We start from the raw sequence: 21,652 nt of genomic DNA on the forward strand, positions 1-21,652 counted from the left end.
GCGCGCCGAAAAACTAAAAGAATCGATTTCCAAATAAGCGCCTCACACTTTATGCAAGCACTACTGCACTCGTATAAAACCGAACATTCAGCCTGAACCGAGGAAGCCACCATGTTTCTACATAACAAGCGTCTGCAATATACCGTTCGTGTCGCCCAGCCCAATCCTGGATTGGCCAACTTGCTGCTGGAACAATTCGGTGGTGCACAAGGCGAACTCGCCGCTGCGGGGCGTTACTTCACCCAGGCACTGGCAGAGGAAGATCCAGGTCGCAAGGATCTGCTGATGGACATTGCAACCGAAGAGCTGAGCCATCTGGAGATCGTCGGCTCCATCATCGTCATGCTTAACAAAGGCGCCAAAGGCCGGTTGGCCGAAGGTGTCGAAGAGGAAGGCGAGTTGTATCGGGCAATCAATGGCGCCGGTAATGATTCCCACATCACCAGCCTGCTGTACGGCGCAGGTGCTCCACTGACCAATTCCGCCGGGGTGCCCTGGTCCGCTGCCTACGTCGACACCATTGGCGAACCTACAGCTGATATGCGCTCCAATATCGCGGCCGAATCCCGGGCCAAGATCGTTTACGAGCGCCTGATGAATGTGACCGACGATCCGGGCGTCAAAGAAGCGCTGGGGTTCCTGATGACTCGGGAAATCGCCCACCAGCTCTCCTTCGAAAAGGCACTGCACGCCATCCAGCCAAACTTTCCACAGGGCAAGCTCCCCGGCATGCCCGAGTTTACCAACACTTATTTCAGTATGTCGGGCGAGCCGAATGTGCGCGGTCCATGGAATCAAGGCGATCAATGGGAATACGTGGAAAATCCACAGCCTGCGGTGGACGGCGGCGACGGCTCGGCCAGTGTGACGCTGTCGGCAAAAGACCAGGAGTTGCTGGAACAGATGAAGCTGCGAACTCAGTCCAATCCGGATGCTGATCCGGTCACCGGGGCAGATCTGGGGTCGGGCATGGTCCAGGGCAAGGATGACTAAAAGCGCTGCAACCGTCCGCGTGGCGGTTGCTCTATTTTTTCGCTGGAGACTGACAAAGTGCTGATAACAGATGAAACCCTGGAAGACAACATCAACCCCCACCGCAGATTTGCAACAACTTTGAGTCGCTTCGAGATTGCAGCTCGCCAAGTGCGCAGGGGTTTTAAGGTCTCGATGGCGGTCAATGTATTCGGCGTAGGTACAGTGTTGCCAAACGATCTACCGAAAACAACGCAGACGCGCAAAACCAAGTGACTGACGGATACAAACGCGCCATGGACGGCCTTATGCAGAACTTACATACCCCGACTCAAGCTGACCCGCCCGCCAGTAAGTGCCGATGAAGCTACGGCAAAAACATCATCTATGAAGTGCTGTTCCTTGCTGCCGGGTTCTCACCCGCCGCTCTAATGCTTGGGGCAAAAACATTTGTAAAACGGAGAACTCATCAATGAGAGCACTCACCTATCACGGCGCCCATGACGTCAGAGTGGACACCGTAGCCGACCCAGTGATTGAAGCGCCGGACGACATCATCCTGCGTGTCACCGCCACAGCGATCTGTGGGTCGGACCTGCATCTGTATCGCGGTAAGATCCCGTCGGTTGAGAACGGCGACATTTTCGGCCATGAGTTCATGGGTATCGTTGAAGAAACCGGCTCAGAAGTGACTGCCGTTCAACGCGGCGACCGGGTCGTTATCCCTTTTGTAATCGCCTGCGGTGATTGTTTTTTCTGCCAGCAGGACCTGTTCGCCGCCTGTGAGACAACCAATACCGGGCGTGGCGCCATTCTCAACAAAAAGGCCATCCCACCGGGCGCCGCGTTGTTCGGCTTCAGTCACTTGTACGGCGGGATCCCCGGCGGTCAGGCCGAGTACGTCAGGGTGCCAAAGGCCAACACCGGACCATTCAAGGTGCCAGGGACCCTGGCCGACGAAAAGGTGTTGTTTCTTTCGGACATCCTGCCTACCGCCTTTCAGGCGGTCAGCAATACCGGGATTGGTCAGGGCTCGAGCATCGCAATCTTCGGCGCCGGCCCCGTCGGTCTGCTCAGCGCAGCCTGCGCGAGAATGCTCGGCGCGGAACGCATTTTCATGGTCGACCACCATGCCTACCGCCTTTCCTATGCGCAGAGCACCTACGGCGTAATCCCGATCAACTTCGATGAGGATGATGACCCGGCCGACACCATCATCCGCCAGACTCCGGGCATGCGTGGCGTCGATGGTGTAGTGGACGCGGTCGGCTTCGAAGCCAAGGGCAGTGCCACCGAAACGCTACTGACCACACTCAAACTGGAAGGCAGCAGCGGCAAGGCATTGCGCCAGTGCATCGCAGCCGTAAGACGTGGCGGGGTGGTCAGCGTGCCTGGGGTATATGCAGGTTTTATCCACGGTTTCCTGTTCGGCGATGCGTTCGACAAAGGACTGACATTCAAGATGGGCCAGACCCATGTGCAGCGTTTCCTCCCCGAACTGCTGCAGCACATCGAGGCCGGTCGCCTGTCGCCTGAAGCCATCATTACCCATCGGATGTCCCTTGAAGATGCAGCTCTGGGCTACGCGCTCTTTGACAAGAAAGAAGAGGATTGCCGCAAGGTGATTCTGACACCGGGCTCCTCTACCATCGTAGTGCCCGAGCCTGAAACCATGATGGGCCAGCCGGCCATGTGAATACGCTAAAACCTGTTGAATCCGTGCAAGACTGTGGCAGCGAATTCATTCGCGAAAGCAGTCTTGCAGACGACACAAATGCGACGCCTGCAGTGGCCTGTTAACCCATGAATTCGCTGCCATAGTTTGGGTCCCGCCTGTCCGGTGTCTGCTGCGTCGCAGCATTACGTTTGAGACAGCGCGGGATTACCGGCGGCCGAGATGTTTATTGCTCGGTATCAAGCCGCAAGCTTTTTCGCTTCATCGACACCGGCGCTGGTCAATTTGATAGGAAACTCCAGAGATGAAGTCTGGTGCTCTGCCGCCAATGGCTTGCCCTGGATAAAGTTTCGCTCCTGGAAACTTTTGATAATGGCCAATACGGCTTTTTCACCGCGATAGTTATCCAGTATTTCCTTGCCGAGACCGCTTGGGTGGGCATGCAACAGTCGGGTCAATACTTCGCGTTCCAGCTCATGATCACTCATGAATACCTCCGGGGCATGGTTTCATTGGGGTTTCAGATTGGATACCTCAAAGTCGCTTGAGTGCATTGGCAATGACAGGCGGTCATGAGCACGCGCCTCATCACCACGATCAGCACTCAGCGTGGCAAGCTTTTTTACGCCCATTTTTGGTGCGCGCTCATCCATGCCGCAGAGGGAGAAAACCTGGTCCACAGGCGCTGCTTCACGGAAAACACTGGCGTCAGGCCAGCAACGCCACTACATTTTTACCATAGCCGCCGCAAAGGTTTGCGCGCGCCGAATCCGCCTCATGTGTTTCACGCATAGGCCATGCTCAAACGTCATAACCCTGTGTTTTCCCACATGGTAGTCTCGCCGCCACTTTTGAATTGGCATTGATCGTTTTTCGATGATGACCAGAACCAGGAAACATCATGTCCAGAATCTCCCACTCAGCGTTGCGCCGTAATTTCCGAGAGCTGCTGGCCTCGCAGAAATGCTTTGAAACTGCCTCGGTATTCGACCCGATGTCCGCGCGCATTGCCGGGGACCTGGGTTTTGAGGTCGGCATCCTGGGCGGTTCGGTGGCGTCGTTGCAGGTATTGGCAGCGCCGGACTTTGCCCTGATTACCCTGAGTGAATTCGTCGAGCAGGCCACGCGCATCGGTCGTGTGGCGCAACTGCCTTTCATCGCCGACGCCGATCACGGTTACGGTAATGCCCTGAACGTCATGCGTACCGTCGAAGAACTCGAGCGCGCAGGCGTAGCGGCCCTGACCATCGAAGATACCCTGCTACCTGCGCAATTCGGCCGCAAATCCACCGACCTGATCGCCATCGAAGAAGGTATCGGCAAGGTAAAGGCTGCACTCGAAGCCCGTGTCGATCCCGAGCTGTCTATCATTGCCCGCACCAACGCTGGCGTGCTTTCTGTCGAAGACGCCATTCTGCGCACCCAGGCCTACGAGAAAGCCGGTGCCGACGGCATCTGCATCGTCGGCATCAAGGACGTCGACCATCTGCGGCAGATTTCGGAAAAACTCAGTGTACCGCTGATGCTGGTGACCTATGGCAATCCCAAGCTCACTGACATGCAACTGCTGGCGAGCCTGGGTGTGCGCGTCGTGGTAGCCGGCCATGGTGCCTACTTCGCTGCAATCAAAGCGACTTACGACAGCCTGCGCGCGCAGCGTCAGATCACCCACAGCACCTCGAATCTCAGCGCTACCGAACTGACCCACACCTACACCCTGCCTGAAAGCTATGTGGCCTGGGCGAAAGAGTTTATGGATGTGCAGGAGTAACGCTCACCCTTTGCCGCTCTCGTATGCCGTAGCGCAGAGCTGCCGGGCCGCCCACGGGGTGGAGTATGTGGGAACGAATTCATTCGCGAAGGCGGTGTTTCAGACGCCAACACTGCGTCGACTGTCCTCTTCGCGAATGAAATCGCTCCCCCAGCAATGGTATTTAGTCAGCTGATTATCGCCACCAAGGCGGCTCCTGCAGCTTTAATGTTCCCCACCATCAGCGCGCCGAAAAATGCCGCACATGAGCATGCAGCTGACCGGCCAGGTCGGAGAGGTTGATGCTCGAATCATTCACTTCATTGGCGCTGACGGCATTGTCATTGGCCAGGTTGCGGATCTTCTCCACACGCTCACTGATGTCCTGGGCGACCACTGCCTGCTGTTCAGCAGCACTGGCGATCTGGATGGACATGGTGCTGATGGTCTGGTTGGTCGCAGTGATGCGATCCAACACTTCGCTGGCGCTCTCTGCCCGACGAGCGCCTGTCTCAGCCTGAATGCTGCTCTGGTTCATGACCTCCACGGCCTTTTGCGCACTGGCCTGCAGGCGCTCGATCATGGCCTGGATTTCCATAGTCGACGACTGTGTACGCTGGGCCAGGCTGCGCACCTCGTCCGCGACCACGGCAAATCCGCGTCCCTGCTCCCCTGCCCTGGCCGCTTCGATCGCGGCGTTCAAGGCCAACAGGTTGGTCTGGTCGGCAATACCGCGGATGGCTTCGAGAATGCCGCCAATACTGGCAGTATCGCCGGCAACCGCACGGACCACGTCCGATGCTCCGGATATATCCACCGACAACTGCTGAATGGTGCCAACCATTTGCCCCACCATCCGTTGGCCGTCGGCGGCAGCGCTGTCTGCCTCGCGTGCGGTGGAGGCTGCTTCGGCGGCATGTCTTGCAACTTCATGCACGGTCGCAGCCATTTCGTTAATGGCTGCGGAAACTTCGGTGGTGTGGAGTTCCTGCTGACGGATATTGGCTTGAGTATTGAGAGTTGCACGGTTCAACTGACCGGAAGATACCTGCAGTTGCTCGCTGGAGGAAATCACACTGCCCACCACTTCCTTCAAGCTTTTGACCATCTTGTGGAAGGCGCTGGACAGCTCGCCGAAATCCCCCTGAGTGTTGGGGTCCATGCTGATATTCAGATTGCCACTGGCGACCTTGCTGGCGTCGTCGGTCAGGCGCTCCAGGGCGCCACTGACCTTGCGCCGAATCGCCAGAATACCGATTACCGCAACGATGATCAGCAGGATGACCAAAGCGATGACCGCGTACATGTAACTTTCGCCAAGATTGCGAAGTTGGGTGACTTCACCCGAGGTGCGTTTTTCCAGAAGTTGAAAGAAATCATCTACCGGATGCATGATCTTGGCTTTTTCAGCGAAATATTGCGGACTGTACACCTGCATCAAAGGCTGATTCGCTCCACCGGCAACGGCCCCGCCCTGTTTTCGCACGGCATCCATGGCTTGGGTTTCCAGCGTCACCAGACCATTGGATTTACCTTCGGCCTCGGTCAACTTGTCGAACTCGGCGCTATTGAAGCCCTGCTGTCGCATTAGCTCTTTGAGTGCAACGGTGTCGCCATTGCCACGTGGCGCAGATTCGTTGGCCAATAAAAAGTCCAGGTACGGCCGTTGATAATCCACGGGGCGTGCGAGTTTGCCGTTACGTATATCCAGAATGTCATTATAGCGCTTCGCATAATCGGGATTACCTGTGACCACGAACGCCCGCGCCATTTGCGTCAGGTCATCCGAACTCTGACGCAACTGGTCGGCCAGCAGGTAGGACTGATAGCGGTTGTCCTGGCGGTCGCTGAGGGCGAGCTGGTTGTTGACCAGCAGCAGGATCAAACCGCACAGCAAGGCTGCGCAGCCAATGATGAGGAAGAAAATGAGATTGAAAAACCGTTGGATGGACATCGTATGGGGCACTCTTTATCAATGAATTTAAGTAGTTGCAGATACGCCCGCCGTCTCGACAAGATCAATCGCAGAATGGTTATTGTCCAAATGGTCAGGTTATAGTTATGTTTTTTTGGACTCGCGAAAAACACCGCTAACATAGGGGATATCTGTGAGCGCCGCAATATATTACCAACGTTTTAAAGCCACCCGATAACCGAAGAAAAAACACTCTGCGTCAACTTATAGCGTTATGCATAAGTTGATTACTATTTTACAATTTGCTGCTGGCGAGCTGAAGTCCAGTCAACTTTTTCCACTCAATGGATGTGCGAAATGACCGCGCCCGATAATACATCCGCGCCCTTCCTCAAGCCCGGCGAGACGGTCGTGCTTTTCGATGGTGTCTGCAAACTTTGCAATGGCTCGGCCCGATTCATCATTGAGCATGATCACCAACAGCGGATCAAACTGGCCACGGTGCAATCGCCCGAAGGCCAGGCACTGCTGGCCTGGGCCGCCCTGCCCCTGGACCATTTCGACACCATGGCAGTCATCCGCGACAACCATCTGTTCCTGCGCTCAGATGGTTTTCTGGCGATCGTCGGGGACTTTTCCGCGCCCTGGCGCTGGCTACAACTTGCCCGTTTCATCCCGCGCAGCTGGCGCGACTGGGTCTATGACCGCATCGCGCGCAATCGCTATCGCTGGTTTGGTCGCTATGACACCTGTCTGATGCCATCGCCAGAGCACGAGCGACGTTTCCTCAAGGCACTGCCCGACAGCACTACCGAGCCGCGCTGACCATTGCCCGCAGCAGTACCGCGCAGCCCGCCGCGAGATCTTCCGGCGTGGCGTTTTCGATCTCGTTGTGACTGATACCGCCTTCACAAGGAACGAAGATCATACCCGCCGGCCCGAGTTCGGCGATGAATATCGCGTCATGCCCTGCGCCACTGACGATGTCCATATGGCTCAGACCCAGCTGCTCGGCACCTTGGCGCACAGCGTCAACACACAGTGGCGCAAAGTCCAGTGGCGGGAAGTCCGCAGTTGGCGTCAGCTCGAAGCTCAGACCGTGGCGTTTGCAAGTCTGCTCGATGACTTCACGCAAGTCGTCGACCATCTTTTGCAACTTGTCCCCGTGCAGGTGACGAAAATCGATGGTCATTTTCACTTCACCGGGAATCACGTTACGTGAGCCGGGATGGATGTTCAGGCAGCCCACCGTACCGCAGGCATGGGGCTGGCTGGCCAGGGCGATGCGGTTCACCGCCGTGACCACATCGGCAGCGCCTACCAACGCGTCCTTGCGCAATGACATGGGCGTCGGCCCGGCATGGGCCTCGACACCGCTCAAGGTCAGGTCGAACCATTTCTGTCCCAGGCAGCCCATGACGACGCCGATGGTCTTGCGCTGATCCTCAAGAATCGGGCCTTGCTCGATATGCGCCTCGAAGTAGGCGCCCACCGGATGCCCGAGCACCGGGCGGCTGCCGGCGTAGCCGATGCGCTGCAATTCCTCGCCCACCCCCAGGCCTTGTTCATCCTGCTTGGCCAGGGTCTCGGCCAGATCGAGTTTGCCGGCGAACACTCCCGAGCCCATCATGCAGGGAGGAAAGCGCGAGCCCTCTTCGTTGGTCCAGACCACTACTTCAATGGGGGCCTCGGTTTCCAGGTCCAGATCATTGAGGGTGCGGATCACCTCCAGTCCTGCCATGACCCCGAAGCAGCCGTCGAATTTTCCACCTGTGGGCTGCGTGTCGATATGGCTGCCGGTCATTACCGGGGCGCGCTGCGGATCCCGACCGGGGCGTCGGGCAAAAATATTGCCGATGGCGTCGATGCTCACGCTGCAACCAGCCTGTTCACACCACTGTACGAACAGATCCCGGGCCTGGCGATCGAGGTCCGTCAGCGCCAGACGACACACACCGCCTTTTACCGTGGCACCCAATTGCGCCAGGTCCATGAGCGACTGCCAGAGGCGCTGGCTATTGATCAGCGGCGCGTTGCTGTCGAAGGCTGCATGGGGATTGAGTCGAGTATTCATAAGGGGCTCCCGGCAATTGCCACGGCCAGACGCACAAGGCTCAGATCACTGCCTCTGGGTCCCATCAACGAGATGCCCAGGGGGGCACCGTCCTTGATGGTCAACGGCATGTTCAATTGTGGCGTGCGGCATAACACGGAAATCGCCAGCAGGTGATGGGAGATTTGCCGGGTCTCTTCGATTTCTTCATCCCTGGCGGTCAGCAAGGGTGCAATATCCGGCACCGTGGGCATCACCAATACTCTGTTGCCCAGCAGCGCTTTCCAGCGCGCCGCAAAGTCTTCGCGAAAGGCGCAGGCGTTTTCATACTGCTCATCGGTGACGGCCTTGGCCCAGGCAAAGCGTGCCGCGACATCCGGGCCAAGGGTCAGGCCTTCGCGCTCAATGAGTTCGCCCTGGGCCAGCCAGGCTTCGCGCCCCTGGATATAACGGAACGCCCAGTAAGCCTCCTTCAACGATGGCAGCTCGCCGGTCAGCTTGTACAACGGTCCACTGTGGGCGCCGATCCGGGCGATGGCCGGTGCCAGTGCATCCAGAGAGGCGGCAGGCAACAGAGCAAACAGCTCATCACAGATCAGCAGCTCGGGAACGTCGGGCAATGGCTGCGGGTCGTCGCCCAACAGGCACTCGCCGACCTGGCCGAACAAGGTTGCGTCACGGGTGAAGTAACCGGCAGTGTCCATGCTTTCACAGAGTGCCTGGGTTTTTTCCAGGGAAATGCGCCCGTGGCTGGGACGCAGTCCGAACAGGCCGCAGTAGCTGGCAGGGGTACGCACCGAACCGCCGGTATCGCTGCCCATGGCGAAATCGCACAAACCGTTGGAAACCGCCGACGCCGAGCCGGAAGAGGAGCCCCCGGGAATGCGGTCATGGGCTGCACCGTTGCGCGGCGTGCCGTAATGGGCATTCTTGCCGCTCATGGAGAACGCCATCTCGTTGGTATGGGCCTTGCCGATCAATTCAGCACCCGCATCCAGCAGGCGCTGAATCACCGGCGCTGTAGCGGTCTTGATTCCGGACATGGCCAGCACGTGGGGGTTGCCACCCCCGGTCGGGTAACCGGCGACATCGAACAGATCCTTGGCGGCAAAGGTATAGCCCGCCAGAGGCCCGCTTGCCGCACGGGGCACATCAACAGCCGGATAAGGCATGAAGGCAAACGCAGAATCGCTCATGACAAAGTCTCGCGAGAAAGTTGAACAGGCACCTGGTTCCAGTGATGGCAGCTCACTGAGTGTTCGGCAATGACGTCTTCGATGGCGGGCACCTGGCGCTGACACAGTTCGCTGGCCAACAAGCAGCGCGGAGCAAAGGCGCAACCGACCGGCAGATTGGCCAGGTCTGGCGGTGCCCCGGGAATACTGGTCAGGCGCTCGCCTTTGCGCAGCCCGTCCTTTGGCCGCGTGCCCAGAAGCACACGGGTATAGGGGTGCTGCGGGTTGTTCAGGAGTTCCGCAAGAGGCGCCTGCTCGACGATACGCCCGCCATACATCACCGCGACCCGGTCGGCGACTTCCACGGCGGCGCCGATGTCGTGGGTGACGAAAATGATCGACAGGCCCAGGGCCTGCTGCAATTCGCGCAACAGGATCAGAATCTGGATCTGCACCGTGGCGTCGAGGGCCGTAGTCGGCTCGTCCGCCAGTAGCAGCTTGGGCTGGCATGACAGCGCCAGAGCGATCATTGCCCGCTGCCGCATGCCCCCGGACATCTCGTGGGGATAGGCGTCCAGACGCAGTTCGGGACTGGGGATGCGCACCCGGTGCAAGGCCTCCACCGCTGCCGCGCGCGCCTCTGCATGAGACATGGGCTGATGGCGGCGCAGGGCTTCGATAATCTGCTGACCAATGGTGTAGACCGGGTCCAGTGCCAGCAGCGGCTCCTGAAAGATCATTGCTGCTATCGGCCCGCGCAGCGCCTGCAATTGTTTGGAGGACAGGGCCATAAGGTCCTGCCCGGCAATCTTGATGTGACCCTCGATTCGGGTGGTACGTTCAGAGTGCAAGCGCATCAGGGCGCGCAGGGTCACGCTCTTGCCGGAGCCGGACTCGCCGATCAAGGCCAGCACTTCACCCCGTGCCACTTGCAGACTCACGCCGTTGACGGCCGACAGGGTCTGACCGCCGCGCTTGAAACGCACCTTGAGGTCGCGCACGTCGACCATGGGTTGTTCGCTCATGCCTGCGCTCCCTGGTAAATCAGTTCGGCCGCCGGACTGCGGCTATGCCCTGCCCCCGGTTTGACCATCAGGCAGGCGGCGTAATGCTCGTCGTCGATCAAGGTCAAGGGTGCGGCGGTTTGTGCGCAAATGGCCTCGGCATGAGGGCAACGGGTATGAAAGCGACAGCCTGAGGGCGGGTCGATGGGGCTCGGTGGATCACCGGACAAGGGTGAAACCAGTGTGCGCTGTGCCGGATCCATGGACGGCATCGACGTCAGCAACGCGCGGGTATAGGGATGCTGCGCCGAGGCAAACAGTGACTCGGCCGGGCCGACTTCAACGATCTCGCCCAGGTACATGACAATAATCCGGTCGGACAGATACCGCACCACATGCAGGTCATGGCTGATGAATACGTAAGTCAGTTGCAGGCTGTCCTTGAGATCAAGCAACAGGTTGAGGACCTGGGCTTCCACAGACTTGTCCAGGGCGGAAACTGCCTCATCGAGAATCACCAGACGCGGATCTACTGCCAGAGCTCGGGCGATGTTCACCCGCTGACGCTGCCCCCCGGACAGCTCATGGGCGTAACGCCCGGCGAAACGCGTGGGCTCCAGCCCTACCCGGCCCAGCAGGTCGCGAGCGCGTTGCAGTGATTCACGCTGGCTGATGCCATGCACCGAAGGCCCGAACGCCACCGATTGCTCCATGGTCATGCGCGGATTGAGGGAAGAGTAGCTGTCCTGAAACACCATCTGCACCTGACGCCGGTAATCGCGCAACGGTAACTGATGGCCGCCAACGGTCATTGCATCGAACACCAGCTCGCCACTGTCATGCTCAATCAACTGCATGAGCAGCCGGGCCGTGGTCGACTTGCCGCAACCGGACTCGCCGACTACGCCGAGGGTTTCGCCCTTGCGCACGACAAAATCGATGCCATCCACCGCGCGTACGACGCTACGCTTGCCCAGCGCGCCCTTTACCGGGAAGTGTTTGACCAGTTTCGTCACCGTCAGCAGTGGCTGCGCAGGGCCGCCAATATCAAGCTGGGTCATGCTCAACTCCTGATTGCCATGGCCGCCCGCAAGCGATCGGCGAGCACATTGAAAGAGATCGAGGTGATAAAGATCATCGCGCCGGGCAACGCCGACACCAAAGGTTGGGTGTAGATGGCCGTGCGCAGGGTGTTGAGCATCAAACCCCACTCCGGCTCCGGTGGGGTCACCCCAAGCCCGAGGAACGACAAACCCGAGGCGAGAATCATCGATACTGAAATCAGGCCGGTGGCAAAGACGAAGATAGGCCCCAGCACGTTGCCCAGCACCTGGGTGCGAATGATGGTGAACGCTCCCGCCCCGGATGCCCGTGCAGCCTCGATGTAATCGCGGTTGCGCACTTGGGTGGTGACGCTTTCGGCGATCCGCGCCACTTGCGGCACGAACACCAGGGTCAGCGACAGCAGCGCGTTATTGACCCCGGCCCCCAAGGCGCCGGAAAAGGCAATGGCCAACAGCACTGAAGGGAAGGCATAGAAGACATCCACACTGCGCATGATCAGGCTGTTCAGGCGGCCGCCGAAGTAACCGGCAATCACGCCGATGGCGCCACCGATGAAGAAGGCGAGGATCACCGGGGTGATGCCCATGAACAGCGACAGCCGTGCCCCCAACATCAGGCGTGACAGCAAATCCCGGCCCAACTCATCGGTGCCCAGCGGAAAACCCTGGGTGCCAATGGGTTTGAGACGCTTGAACATCGAGGTGGTGAACGGATCTCCGGGAACGATCCACGGCCCAAGCAGCGCCAGAATCAGCAGCACCAGAATCACCGCAGCGACGGCCAGGGCCACCGGATCGCGACGCACCCGGCCGAATACTTCACGCCAGTAGCCCGGCGAACTTTCAACCGGGGCAATGACCGGGGTGGAGGTACGCAGCATTGACAGATTCATGCTCAGCCCCTTTTGATTCGTGGATCGAGCAACGTCTGGAGAATATCCACCAGCAGGTTGAGCACGACAAAAAACAGCGCCAGGACCCAGATCGTGCCCTGCAACAACGGTAGATCACGCTGGAAAATCGCCGAGTTGAGCAGCAGGCCAGTGCCCGGCCAGGCAAAGACGGTTTCCACCAGGATCGAGCCGCCCATCAGGTAGCCGATCTGCAGACCCATCACCGCCATGGCCGTGGGCGCAGCATTCTTCACCACATGCAGGAACAGTCCCCATTCGCCCAGCCCCTTGGCGCGCAGGCCAATGATGAACTCCTGGGACAGGGTTTCAGCTACCTGGGCGCGCACGGTGCGGGCGATGATGCCGGTGGGAATCACTGACAGGGTAATCGCGGGCAGGATCATGAATTGCAAGTGCGCCCAGTCCCATGCCCACGCCAGCTGACCCATGGGGCCGCCGCCGGTCGCGGGCAGCCAGCTCAACTGTGAGGAAAAGACGATCACCATCAGCATGCCCAGCCAGTAGTGCGGCACGCTGACGCCGATGGCCGAACAGGCAGATGCGATGCGGTCCAGCCAGCTGTCCTGAAAGTAACCACCGACAAAGCCGAACAGACTGCCGAGCACGAAGCCGATCAAGGTCGCGAGGATCGCCAGGCGCAGGGAGTAACTCACGGCACCGAGCACTTCGCCGGCGACCGGGCGGCCACTGGCAATGGACATGCCCAGATCACCCTGCACCGCATGCCAGACCCACAGGCCGAATTGCACCGGCAGCGGCTTATCGAAGCCATAGGCCTGAATCAACTGTTCACGCAGGGCTTCAGAAGCATCCGGCGGCATCACCGATACCAGGGGATCACCGGGGGCCATGTGCACGAGCATGAAACACACCAGTGCCACGCCCAACAGAATTGGCGTCGTCAACAACAGACGACGCAGGACATAGGCAAGCATAAGGTCGGTTCCTGTCAGTCAGGGGGCAGGCACGTTTTCGTGGGAGCGAATTCATTCGCGAATACGGTCTGCCAGTCACCGCGATGGTGAATGTGCCGACCTCTTTGCGGATGAGTCCGCTCCCACACATGCGGTTATCAATCCTGCTTGGAGACCAACGCGAGATCGATCAGCCAGCTCTGGGCCGGCACCACGCCACTGACCTTCGGCGAAATGGCCCGCGGGCCCATGTCGTGGGCGACGTACAGGAACGGAACCTCGTCGACGATGGCCGCGTTGAGCTTGCCCGCCGCTTCATCCAGTGCCTTGGGCTCGAACGAGTTGCGCACGGAGGTGATCAGCTCCTCGACTTTCGGTGTGCTGAAGTAGCCCCAGTTGTTTGAAACTGGCGGGAAAGCCTTGGCGCTGGCGAAACGGACCATGCCGAAATACGGATCCATGACTGCTGCACTGACGTTGATGGCATTGGCGCCCTGGGCGGCCGGGTCCTTGGCGCCGAGGCGCCATCCGCTGAACAGGGTGTTCCATTCGGTCACGGCGATATCGACGTCGAAGTAACAGTTTTTCAGGCTCTGCTGAATGTATTCGTTCATCGGCAGCGGTTGCATCTGTCCGGAACCGGAGGCAGACGTCAGCACCTTGACCTTGACCGGATGGTCCTTGCTGAAACCGGCATCGGCCATGAGTTTTTGCGCGGCAGGCTGATCGAAGCGGATCTTGAAGTCAGGGTTGCCGTACCAGGGCGAATCTTTCTCGTAGGTGCCGGTGGCTTCCTGCATATAGCCGCCGAGATAGGCTTTGAGTTCGCTGCGGTCCAGGCACAGGTTGGCGGCCTGGCGCACGCGCTTGTCCAGCCATGGCGAGCCGGGCGCGAAGGAGAACTGCCACGGCCAGATATGCGGCTGGGCGTTGGCGTAGATCTTGAATTTCTTGCTCTTGATCTGATCCATGGCGTCCGGCGCCGGCGCTTCGATCCAGTCAACCTGCCCTGACAGCAAGGCCGCAGTACGCGCGTTGGCCTCAGGCAGCGGGATCAGTACTACGTGATCGACCTTGGGCACACGCTTGGGATCCCAATAGCCCGCATTCTTGTCCAGCACCAGTTCCTGGCGCGGCACCATGCGGTCCATCTTGAACGGGCCGGTGCCTACCGAGTGGCCAGCAAAGGCAGTCCAGGCCAGCTTGGAGCGCTCGGCCGGGTCAGTGACGGTTGCCGGCACGGCGGCAAAATCTTTCTGCCAGGCCGTGGGCGAAGCCATGAACAGGTTGGTCAGGTTGAACGGCAGCACCGCATCCGGCTCACTGGTGGTCAGGACGACGGTCAGGTCATCGATCTTCTGTGCGCTTTTGAGCGTCGGCATCCGCGACACGGTCACGCCAATCTGCCCCGGGGCGAATTGTGGTGCCTGCTTGTCCAGCACCTTGTTGACGTTCCATACCACGGCATCGGCATTGAACGGTGTGCCGTCATGGAACTTGACCCCCGGACGCAACTTGAACACCCATTGCGTGTGGTCATCGGGCTTCACCGCCCATTCGGTGGCCAGGCCCGGGACCAATGAGCTGGGCTTTTCGCTCTGGGAAAGATCCCACTCCACCAGGGAGTCGAACATGGTGATACCGGTGAAACGGTTGCCTTCATAACCTTGATCCGGCTGACCGTGGGTCAGCGGAATATCGGCGGCGGTCATGGCGATCCGCAACGTGCTTTCAGCCATGGCGGTGAGTGGCGACAGGGTGCCCATCACTACCGAAGAGGCCAGTGCCAGTCGGGTAAAACTACGTGCGCGAAATGCTGAAGCAAGCGTCATGGCAAGTTTCCCATCAGTCAGGTAAGCAGAGCTGACAGGGTCAAGGCAATGCTCATACCAACTTGAATCGCTGTTCTGTAGAACGCTTACCCGACTGCCAGGATTGGCCTATTTTTCAGAGAGTTATGAGTCATCAAAAATTGAAAATTTTCTTCACCCAAACGTTTGGGTAGCGTTGCCCAAACGTTTGTGCAATCTTTTGGTACGCCGCGCTCCATCCTGGCGCAAACGTGTTGTCCGCCTTCCACGGGCAGCCCAATCTGTGCATACACATCGCCAAATGCGAGTATTTGCGCCCTGCTCTTCTGCGTTTTCAGGCACCCCATGAACAGACGTCCGGCTACGCTGCGCGGTATCGCCCAACAACTCAACGTGCATGTGTCCACGGTCTCGCGGGTGCTCAATGGCAGCCTCGATCACGCCGGACGCGCCGCCTCCAAGGAAACCATCGAGCGTATTCGCGCGCTGGCGGCAAGCCTGGACTATCAGCCCAACACACACGCCCGCACCCTCAAGACCCGACACAGCCGCGAGATTGCCATCCTGGTACCAAGGCTGTCGGACATTGTCCTGGCCACGGTGTACGAAGGCATCGATGAGGCCGCCAGTGCCCGGCGCTACACTTCGTTCGTCGCCAATACCCTGGACCGCCCCGAACGCCAGCGCGAACTGGCAGAGCGCGCGCTGGCGCGCAACGTCGAGGGTTTGATCATCAGTGATGTGCATTGCACCGCAGAGCCGGGCTTTCTTGAAGAACTGGAACAGCGCCAGGTGCCCTTCGTATTGGTCAGCCGCAGACGCGGCCAGCACTGCTCGATCACGGCAGACGATGAAATGGGCGGACGCCTGGCCGCTGAACACCTCTTCGCCCAGGGTCACACCCGGGTTGCGGTGATTGCGGGCGAAGCCCATAGCAGCAACGCCCGGGAACGCACAGCCAGTTTCGTCGAGTATTACCGCGAGCGCGGGATCGATATCGCGCCTGAACGGATCATTACCGGTCACTTCGATACCCAGGCGGGCTTCAGCATTGGTGAACAGTTATTGGCTCATCCGCAGCCACCCACGGCGATCTTCGCGGTCAACGATTTCCTCGCCATTGGCCTGTTCGGCGCCATGAGCAATCGCGGCCTGACGGTTGGCCGCGATATTGCCGTTGTCGGCTACAACGACACGCCCCTGGCGGCGCACCTGCAACTGACCAGTATCAGTACCAGCATGCATGCACAGGGTGTGTGCGCCGTGGAAACGCTCCTGAAGCGAATTGCCGGCGAACCGGTGCAGTCTCACCGCTTCCCCGTGGTCCTGACGGTACGCGGCAGCAGCGTGCAACCTCGGGTCATCAGCTCCAGCTGATACTCAGCCCGGAAAAACAGGTCGTGCCGTTGGCCGGCAAGCCCGGCGCCAACGAGATTGCGTGATGCCTGTGGAAACGGAACAGCCGTAGGAGCGAGGCTTGCCCGCGAAAGCATTATTCCAGCCTCTGCCCCCCTATTGGATGTACCAGACTCCATGCGCCAACCGACCAGGTTCAGTCAATTAACACGTCAGGTCAGAGGGCATCAAGCCGCGGCCGCTTCCCTCTTCAGACTGGCCATATCAATAACGAAGCGGTACTTCACATCGCCCTTGAGCATGCGCTCGTAGGCTTCGTTGATGTTCTGCATGTCGATCATCTCGATATCCGAAACGATTCCGTGTTTGGCGCAAAAATCCAGCATCTCCTGGGTTTCCTGAATACCACCGATCAGCGAACCGGCCAGACTGCGGCGCTTGAAGATCAGGTTGAAAACGTTCGGCGAAGGATGCGGGCTGTCAGGTGCACCGACCAGGGTCATGGTGCCATCACGCTTGAGCAGCGCCAGGAAGGCATCCAGGTCATGGGGTGCGGCCACGGTATTGAGAATGAAGTCCAGGGTATTGGCGAATGCGACCATTTCATCCGGATTCTTCGACACCACCACCTCGTCGGCCCCCAGGCGCAGGCCGTCTTCTCGCTTGTTCGGCGAGGTGGTGAACAGCACCACATGGGCGCCCATGGCATGAGCGATCTTCACGGCCATATGCCCCAGGCCGCCCAGACCGACCACGCCGACCTTCTTACCGGGTCCGACCTTCCAGTGATGCAACGGCGAGTAGGTAGTGATCCCGGCGCAGAGCAGCGGTGCCACAGCCGCCAGGTTGGCGTCACCATGGGCGATGTGCAAAACGAACTTTTCTTTCACCACGATATTGTCCGAATAGCCACCGAAGGTGTTTTCGCCACCGAAGACCGGCCCGTTATAGGTGCCGGTGAAGCCGTTTTCACAGTACTGCTCTTCGCCCTCGGCACAGGAGGCGCATTGCTGACAGCTGTCGACCATGCAGCCGACACCGGCCAGGTCGCCGACCTTGAACTTGCTGACCGCAGCGCCCACGGCAGTCACTCGACCAACGATTTCATGGCCCGGCACCGACGGATAAAGGGTGTTGTGCCATTCGTTTCGGGCAGTGTGCAGGTCGGAGTGGCAGACGCCGCAGTAAAGAATCTCGATCTGTACGTCATCGGCGCCCGGTGTGCGGCGTTCGAAGGTGAATGGCTTGAGCGAGTCCTTGGCATCCCTGGCGGCGTAGCTGTAAGTCTTGGTCATTGCAATCCCCTCTCGATTCAGCGGTTGAGTACAAGCTGACCAGCATAGACCTTGATACGTTCAACAGGGGGCGCAAGAGTGACGGTTGTCGGCATCAAAAGTCCCATGATCAAATGGCGTCGGGCGCAGTTGTTCGTCCCGCCCGTCAACCCGCAGACAAGAGAGCCCCATGGCAAACCAAGACATCACCTTCACTCCCGACCCGGATGCCGACTCCATTTCCTCCGACGTCGCCGGCTTTGGCGGCCTGCTGGTCTCCACCCAGGTCCCGACTCGCGCCGATGGCAGCCTTGAGCTGGGCGATATCGCTGCCCAGAGCGAATGCACCCTGCAGGCCCTCAAGGTCGCGCTGGAGCGTGCCGGCAGCTCCATGGACCGGGTCCTGCACCTGACCATCTACCTTACCGATATCGCTGACCGCCCTGCTTTCAATGAGGTCTACAATCGGTTTTTTGCCAAGCCATGGCCCGTTCGTGCGGCGGTTGGTGTGGCTGCTCTGGCGGTTGAGGGGATGCGTGTCGAGGTCACTGCGATGGCGGCAAAAGCTTAAAGCCGCTTCCATCGGGCAGTCCAAGGGTGCCGGTCAGGCGTTTCGCCGCTACAATGCGCGACCTGACCGTGCAACCTGACCAGAAAATTAAAAACCATGTCCCTGCCCAAACATCATCTGGAACTGCTGAGCCCTGCCCGTGACGTGGCCATTGCTCGCGAAGCCATCCTGCACGGCGCCGATGCCGTGTACATCGGTGGCCCGAGCTTCGGCGCCCGCCACAATGCCAGCAACGACGTGAGCGATATCGCCGCCCTGGTGGAGTTCGCCCGGCGCTATCACGCGCGGATCTTCACCACCATCAACACCATCCTGCATGACGACGAGCTGGAACCGGCGCGCAAGCTGATCCATCAGCTCTACGATGCCGGTGTCGATGCGTTGATCGTCCAGGACCTGGGGGTGATGGAGCTGGATATACCGCCCATCGAGCTGCACGCCAGCACCCAGACTGATATCCGCACCCTGGATCGGGCCAAGTTCCTCGATCAGGCCGGCTTTTCCCAGCTGGTATTGGCCCGCGAGCTGAACCTTCAGGAAATCCGCGCCATTGCCGCCGAGACCGATGCCGCCATCGAGTTCTTTATCCATGGTGCCTTGTGCGTCGCCTTCTCCGGCCAGTGCAATATTTCCCATGCCCACACCGGGCGCAGCGCCAACCGTGGCGACTGTTCCCAGGCCTGTCGCCTGCCTTACACCCTCAAGGATGATCAGGGCCGCGTCGTCGCCTACGAAAAGCACCTGCTGTCGATGAAGGACAATAACCAGAGCGCCAACCTGCGCGCCCTGGTCGATGCCGGTGTACGTTCGTTCAAGATCGAGGGCCGTTACAAGGATATGGGCTATGTGAAAAACATCACTGCCTATTACCGACAGCGCCTGGACGAAATCCTCGAAGACCGCCCGGATCTGGCGCGCGCGTCCAGCGGCCGCACCGCGCACTTTTTCGTGCCGGACCCGGAAAAGACTTTCCATCGCGGCAGCACCGACTACTTCGTCAGCGATCGCAAGATCGATATCGGCGCCTTCGATTCGCCGACCTTCACCGGCCTGGCCGTGGGCGTGGTCGAGAAAGTCGGCAAGCGCGACATGCAGGTAATCACCCATGAGCCACTGTCCAACGGCGACGGCCTCAATGTGCTGGTCAAGCGTGAGGTCGTGGGTTTCCGCGCCAATATCGCCGAAGCCAAGGGTGAGTTCGAGGAAGACGGCGAGAAGCGCTATCGCTATCGCGTCGAGCCCAACGAAATGCCTGAAGGCTTGTTCCGCCTGCGCCCGAGTCATCCGCTGAACCGCAACCTGGACCATAACTGGCAACAGGCCCTGCAAAAAACCTCCGCCGAGCGCCGCATTGGCCTGTCCTGGATTGCCCGCCTGCGCGAAGATCGCCTGGAACTGACTGCCACCAGCGAAGAGGGCATCAGCGCCAGCGTTACACTTGATGGTCCGTTCGGTGCGGCCAACAAACCGGAGCAGGCCCTGGAACAACTGCATGACCTGCTCGGCCAGTTGGGTACTACCCAGTACCACGCCACCGCCATCGAGCTGGATGCGCCCCAGGCGTTCTTCATCCCCAACTCGCAGCTCAAGACGTTGCGCAGGGAAGTGATCGAAGCCCTGACCAACGAGCGCGTCAAGGCTCATCCACGAGGTGGACGCAAGGCCGAGACCAACCCGCCGCCGGTCTACCCGGAAGCACACCTGTCGTTCCTCGCCAACGTCTACAATCAAAAGGCCCGTGACTTTTACCACCGCCACGGGGTCAAGCTGATCGACGCGGCCTACGAGGCCCATGAGGAAAGCGGTGAAGTGCCGGTAATGATCACCAAGCACTGCCTGCGTTTCTCCTTCAACCTCTGCCCGAAACAGGCCAAGGGTGTCACCGGGGTCAAGACCAAAGTTGCGCCGATGCAACTGATTCATGGCAACGAAGTACTGACGTTGAAATTCGACTGCAAGCCTTGCGAGATGCACGTGATCGGCAAGATGAAGGGCCATATCCTCGGTCTGCCGCAACCGGGCAGCGCCGTGGTCGGCCATATCAGCCCTGCCGATTTGCTCAAGACCATCCCTCGCGGTACGCACTGAAAACGAAAAAGCCCGGTGCAGCATGGCTGCACCAGGCGTTCTCGACAAATGTTCTGAAATACACCTCGTGGGAGCCGGCTTGCTGGCGATGACGGCGGCGCAGGCAATACATCCATTGACCGATCCACCGCTATCGCCAGCAAGCCGGCTCCTACACCCGTTGCATACCCGTTTACCGGTTACTGCGCAGCCACCGCCCCCTCCTTGAACATCGCCGCAAACTTGGCTTTGTTGGCCGCGTAGTACTCAGCCACCACCTTGTCTGCCGAGCTGTCACGCGCCTGGGCCATCAGTTTTTCCAGGTCAGCCTGGGGAATGGCGTAATGGTTGAAGAACCGCGCCACTTCCGGATGCTGAGCGCTGAAGCCTTTACGGGCCACGGCGTGGATCTGTTCTACACCGCCAAACATATGCTTGGGATCATCGAGGTAGCGCAACGACCACTTGGAGAACATCCAGTGCGGGCTCCAGGCGTTGATCAACGACCATTTATCGCGTTTGTTATTACGATCCAGTTCGCTCAACATGCCGCTTTCCGAAGAAGCGACCATCTTGTAGCCGTCAAGCTTGTATTCTTCGATGGCCTTGAGCGTCAACTTGTATTGACCGTTGCCCACTTCCGAGGTGAGGATCTTGCCTTCGAACTTTTTCTTCACTTCCGGTTTGTTCAGGTCTTCGACACTCGCCACTTCGCTGACCGGGATCGACGTCGGTACGGCCATGCCGATACGCCCTTCATAGAGCACCCCGAGGTCTTCGAGCTTGTCCTTGTACTTGTCCCAGAATGCCTGGTGAGTGCTCGGCAGCCAGACCATCGGAATCAGGTCGATATTGCCGTTGGCCATGGCCTGGAACTGAATGCCGATATCGGCCATGACCAGTTTCACCGGTTGCTTGAGCTGATCCTCAATAGCGATATTGGCCAGCTTTACGGCGATTTCGGTGTCGGACCAGTTGACCCAGCCAATCTTGATCGGCTCCTGCTCGGCGGCCTGGGCAAACAGGCTGCCAGTGGCCAGCGTGACCCCGGCGAACAAGCCGACCAGCATTTTCTTATACGGTAAATAAGCAACCATTGTGCATCTCCCCTATCAATTTATGGATATGGCTTGGCAG

Annotated in this window: 18 protein-coding genes and 1 pseudogene; 7 read left to right on the plus strand and 12 right to left on the minus strand. The window is 59.3% G+C overall.

From position 1 onward, the window contains the following. Nucleotides 1–111 precede the first annotated feature (111 nt). On the plus strand, nucleotides 112–993 hold the full coding sequence (locus ACCD02_RS23115) for a manganese catalase family protein (RefSeq protein WP_413307034.1): 882 nt from the start codon (nucleotides 112–114) through the stop codon (nucleotides 991–993). A gap of 451 nt (nucleotides 994–1,444) precedes the next feature. Then, the gene (locus ACCD02_RS23120; protein WP_413307037.1) at nucleotides 1,445–2,668 is read left to right on the plus strand and encodes a zinc-dependent alcohol dehydrogenase; all 1,224 of its coding nucleotides are present in this window, start codon (nucleotides 1,445–1,447) and stop codon (nucleotides 2,666–2,668) included. Nucleotides 2,669–2,886: 218 nt separating this feature from the next. Here ACCD02_RS23120 and ACCD02_RS23125 read toward each other — a convergent pair whose 3' ends face one another. Continuing rightward, on the minus strand, nucleotides 2,887–3,135 hold the full coding sequence (locus tag ACCD02_RS23125; RefSeq protein WP_413307040.1) for a hypothetical protein: 249 nt from the start codon (nucleotides 3,133–3,135) through the stop codon (nucleotides 2,887–2,889). Nucleotides 3,136–3,548: 413 nt separating this feature from the next. On the opposite strand from ACCD02_RS23125, the gene ACCD02_RS23130 reads away from it, so the two are divergent. Continuing rightward, nucleotides 3,549–4,418 (plus strand): isocitrate lyase/PEP mutase family protein, encoded by an 870-nt coding sequence (locus ACCD02_RS23130; protein WP_413307042.1) that lies wholly within the window; start codon nucleotides 3,549–3,551, stop codon nucleotides 4,416–4,418. A gap of 220 nt (nucleotides 4,419–4,638) precedes the next feature. Here the strand turns inward: ACCD02_RS23130 and ACCD02_RS23135 are convergent, their stop codons facing one another. Then, complete coding sequence (locus ACCD02_RS23135; RefSeq protein WP_413307169.1) at nucleotides 4,639–5,505, minus strand: methyl-accepting chemotaxis protein; 867 nt, start codon at nucleotides 5,503–5,505, stop codon at nucleotides 4,639–4,641. Further along, nucleotides 5,497–6,351: pseudogene (locus ACCD02_RS23140) on the minus strand (HAMP domain-containing protein); the annotation flags it as partial. The gene ACCD02_RS23135 and the pseudogene ACCD02_RS23140, both read right to left, overlap by 9 nt. A gap of 318 nt (nucleotides 6,352–6,669) precedes the next feature. On the opposite strand from ACCD02_RS23140, the gene ACCD02_RS23145 reads away from it, so the two are divergent. Beyond that, nucleotides 6,670–7,137 (plus strand): thiol-disulfide oxidoreductase DCC family protein, encoded by a 468-nt coding sequence (locus ACCD02_RS23145; RefSeq protein ID WP_413307045.1) that lies wholly within the window; start codon nucleotides 6,670–6,672, stop codon nucleotides 7,135–7,137. On the opposite strand, the gene ACCD02_RS23150 is transcribed toward ACCD02_RS23145, so the two are convergent. From ACCD02_RS23150 to ACCD02_RS23180, 7 genes are all read right to left on the minus strand, one after another. Next, the gene (locus ACCD02_RS23150; RefSeq protein ID WP_413307048.1) at nucleotides 7,121–8,386 is read right to left on the minus strand and encodes a Zn-dependent hydrolase; all 1,266 of its coding nucleotides are present in this window, start codon (nucleotides 8,384–8,386) and stop codon (nucleotides 7,121–7,123) included. The genes ACCD02_RS23145 and ACCD02_RS23150 overlap by 17 nt on opposite strands. Continuing rightward, complete coding sequence (locus ACCD02_RS23155; protein ID WP_413307051.1) at nucleotides 8,383–9,561, minus strand: amidase; 1,179 nt, start codon at nucleotides 9,559–9,561, stop codon at nucleotides 8,383–8,385. Before ACCD02_RS23155 ends, ACCD02_RS23150 begins: the two co-directional genes overlap by 4 nt. Continuing rightward, on the minus strand, nucleotides 9,558–10,565 hold the full coding sequence (locus ACCD02_RS23160) for an ABC transporter ATP-binding protein (RefSeq protein ID WP_413307054.1): 1,008 nt from the start codon (nucleotides 10,563–10,565) through the stop codon (nucleotides 9,558–9,560). Before ACCD02_RS23160 ends, ACCD02_RS23155 begins: the two co-directional genes overlap by 4 nt. After that, a complete protein-coding gene (locus ACCD02_RS23165) occupies nucleotides 10,562–11,605 on the minus strand; it encodes an ABC transporter ATP-binding protein (RefSeq protein WP_413307057.1) in 1,044 nt (347 codons plus the stop codon). Before ACCD02_RS23165 ends, ACCD02_RS23160 begins: the two co-directional genes overlap by 4 nt. Before the next feature lie 2 nt (nucleotides 11,606–11,607). Further along, nucleotides 11,608–12,501: an ABC transporter permease gene (locus ACCD02_RS23170; RefSeq protein ID WP_413307059.1), complete on the minus strand. Its 894-nt coding sequence runs from the start codon at nucleotides 12,499–12,501 to the stop codon at nucleotides 11,608–11,610. 2 nt (nucleotides 12,502–12,503) lie between these two features. Further along, on the minus strand, nucleotides 12,504–13,457 hold the full coding sequence (locus ACCD02_RS23175) for an ABC transporter permease (RefSeq protein WP_413307062.1): 954 nt from the start codon (nucleotides 13,455–13,457) through the stop codon (nucleotides 12,504–12,506). 137 nt (nucleotides 13,458–13,594) lie between these two features. Further along, complete coding sequence (locus ACCD02_RS23180; RefSeq protein WP_413307065.1) at nucleotides 13,595–15,268, minus strand: ABC transporter substrate-binding protein; 1,674 nt, start codon at nucleotides 15,266–15,268, stop codon at nucleotides 13,595–13,597. Nucleotides 15,269–15,592: 324 nt separating this feature from the next. Here ACCD02_RS23180 and ACCD02_RS23185 point away from each other — a divergent pair, with 324 nt between their 5' ends. After that, nucleotides 15,593–16,624, plus strand: a complete 1,032-nt coding sequence (locus tag ACCD02_RS23185; RefSeq protein ID WP_413307067.1) for a LacI family DNA-binding transcriptional regulator — start codon at nucleotides 15,593–15,595, stop codon at nucleotides 16,622–16,624. Nucleotides 16,625–16,830: 206 nt separating this feature from the next. Here the strand turns inward: ACCD02_RS23185 and ACCD02_RS23190 are convergent, their stop codons facing one another. Then, nucleotides 16,831–17,898, minus strand: a complete 1,068-nt coding sequence (locus ACCD02_RS23190; RefSeq protein ID WP_413307069.1) for an NAD(P)-dependent alcohol dehydrogenase — start codon at nucleotides 17,896–17,898, stop codon at nucleotides 16,831–16,833. Nucleotides 17,899–18,067: 169 nt separating this feature from the next. Here ACCD02_RS23190 and ACCD02_RS23195 point away from each other — a divergent pair, with 169 nt between their 5' ends. Next, nucleotides 18,068–18,448 (plus strand): RidA family protein, encoded by a 381-nt coding sequence (locus ACCD02_RS23195; protein ID WP_413307072.1) that lies wholly within the window; start codon nucleotides 18,068–18,070, stop codon nucleotides 18,446–18,448. A 96-nt stretch (nucleotides 18,449–18,544) separates the two neighbouring features. Further along, nucleotides 18,545–20,536: a peptidase U32 family protein gene (locus ACCD02_RS23200; protein ID WP_413307075.1), complete on the plus strand. Its 1,992-nt coding sequence runs from the start codon at nucleotides 18,545–18,547 to the stop codon at nucleotides 20,534–20,536. Between the two features lie 179 nt (nucleotides 20,537–20,715). Here ACCD02_RS23200 and ACCD02_RS23205 read toward each other — a convergent pair whose 3' ends face one another. Next, on the minus strand, nucleotides 20,716–21,612 hold the full coding sequence (locus ACCD02_RS23205; RefSeq protein ID WP_413307077.1) for a glycine betaine ABC transporter substrate-binding protein: 897 nt from the start codon (nucleotides 21,610–21,612) through the stop codon (nucleotides 20,716–20,718). Nucleotides 21,613–21,652: the final 40 nt, after the last annotated feature.

Origin of the sequence: Pseudomonas sp. Pseusp88, from assembly GCF_047303955.1 — a bacterium.
Lineage (GTDB): Bacteria > Pseudomonadota > Gammaproteobacteria > Pseudomonadales > Pseudomonadaceae > Aquipseudomonas.